1 protein-coding gene is annotated in these 2,348 nt (G+C 59.2%); it reads left to right on the top strand.

The features are described from left to right. On the top strand, positions 1-2,348 hold a 2,348-nt coding region (gene rpoB / locus AC1D0Z_RS19780; protein ID WP_477659882.1), incomplete at both ends, for a DNA-directed RNA polymerase subunit beta.

The raw sequence follows: 2,348 nt of genomic DNA, 5'->3' as shown, positions 1-2,348 counted from the left end.
GGTGTGTTCTTTGAGCACGACAAGGGCAAAACCCATAGCTCGGGCAAGCTGCTGTTCTCGGCCCGCATCATTCCTTACCGCGGTTCGTGGCTCGATTTCGAGTTCGACCCCAAGGACATCCTGTACTTCCGTGTGGACCGCCGCCGCAAGATGCCCGTCACGATTCTGCTCAAGGCGATTGGCCTGAATCCGGAATCCATCCTGGCCAATTTCTTTGTGTTCGACAACTTCCGCCTGATGGACAGTGGCGCCCAGATGGAATTCGTTGCCGAGCGCATGCGTGGTGAAGTGGCACGTTTCGACATCACCGACAAAAACGGCAAGGTTGTGGTTGCGAAAGACAAGCGCATCACGGTTCGCCACACTCGCGAACTCGAGCAAAGCAGCACCACGACGATCAGCGTTCCCGAGGATTTTCTGATCGGCCGTGTGGTCGCCAAGAATATCGTCGATGCAGACACCGGTGAAATCATCGCCAAGGCCAATGATGAGCTGAGCGAAGTGCTGCTGAAGAAGTTGCGCGTTGCCGGTGTGCAGGATCTGCAGGTTTTGTACACCAACGAACTCGACCAGGGTTCATACATTTCTCAGACCCTGCGCTCCGACGAAACCGCAGACGAGTTTGCCGCGCGCGTTGCGATCTACCGCATGATGCGTCCCGGCGAGCCGCCGACGGAAGACGCGGTGCAGGCCCTGTTCCAGCGCCTGTTCTACAACCCGGACACGTATGACCTGTCCAAGGTCGGCCGCATGAAGTTCAACGCCCGCGTCGGCCGCGATTCTTCCACCGGCCCCATGGTCATGACCAACGAGGACATCCTCGCTGTTGTCAAGATCCTGGTGGACCTGCGCAACGGCAATGGTGAAGTCGATGACATTGACCACCTCGGCAACCGCCGCGTGCGTTGTGTCGGCGAACTCGCTGAAAACCAGTACCGTACCGGTCTGGCTCGTATCGAAAAAGCCGTGAAAGAGCGTCTCGGCCAGGCCGAACAAGAGCCGCTGATGCCGCACGACCTCATCAATAGCAAGCCGATTTCGGCTGCGTTGAAAGAGTTCTTCGGTGCTTCACAGCTCTCGCAGTTTATGGACCAGACCAATCCGTTGGCCGAGATCACCCACAAGCGCCGTGTATCGGCCCTTGGCCCTGGTGGTTTGACCCGCGAACGTGCAGGCTTTGAAGTGCGTGACGTGCACGTGACCCATTACGGCCGCGTCTGCCCGATTGAAACGCCCGAAGGCCCGAACATCGGCCTGATCAATTCACTGGCCCTGTATGCGCGTCTCAACGAATACGGTTTCATTGAAACGCCGTATCGCCGTGTGGTGGACGCCAAGATCACCGACCAGATCGACTACCTGTCGGCCATCGAAGAAGGCAAGTACGTCATCGCCCAGGCCAACGCGGCCCTGGACGATGCCGGCAAGCTGACCGGTGACCTCGTGTCGGCCCGTGAAAATGGCGAATCCGTCCTGGTGGGCGCAGAGCGCGTCCAGTACATGGACGTGTCCCCTGCGCAGATCGTCTCCGTGGCGGCTTCGCTGGTTCCGTTCCTGGAGCACGATGATGCCAACCGCGCTTTGATGGGCGCCAACATGTCCCGTCAGGCCGTGCCAGTACTGCGCCCCGAAAAACCGCTGGTCGGCACCGGCATCGAGCGTGTTGCTGCAGTCGACTCCGGCACCGTGGTAACTGCCAATCGCGGCGGCGTGGTGGACTACGTCGATGCCACCCGTATCGTGGTGCGCGTGAACGATGCAGAAGCCCTGGCCGGCGAAGTCGGTGTGGACATCTACAACCTGATCAAGTACCAGCGTTCCAATCAGAACACCAACATCCACCAGCGTCCTATCGTCAAGATCGGCGACAAGCTGGCCAAGGGTGATGTGATTGCCGACGGTGCATCGACTGATCTGGGCGAAATCGCCATTGGCCAGAACATGCTGATCGCGTTCATGCCGTGGAACGGCTACAACTTCGAGGATTCGATCCTGATTTCCGAGCGTGTGGTGGCTGAAGACCGCTACACCTCGATCCACATCGAAGAACTCGTCGTGATGGCACGCGACACCAAGCTGGGTGCCGAAGAAATTACGCGCGACATTCCTAATCTCTCCGAGCAACAGCTCAACCGTCTCGACGAATCCGGCATTATTTATGTCGGTGCTGAAGTCCAGCCGGGCGACACGCTGGTCGGCAAGGTCACGCCCAAGGGCGAGACCACGCTGACGCCGGAAGAAAAGCTGCTGCGCGCCATCTTCGGCGAAAAGGCCAGCGATGTGAAAGACACCTCGCTGCGCGTGAGCCAGGGCTCGCAAGGCACCGTGATCGACGTGCAGGTCTTCAC

Source organism: Polaromonas sp. P1_E3, from assembly GCF_056405935.1.
The sequence above is the reverse complement of the archived record's forward strand: the minus strand, read 5'-3'. Positions and strand labels throughout refer to the sequence as shown.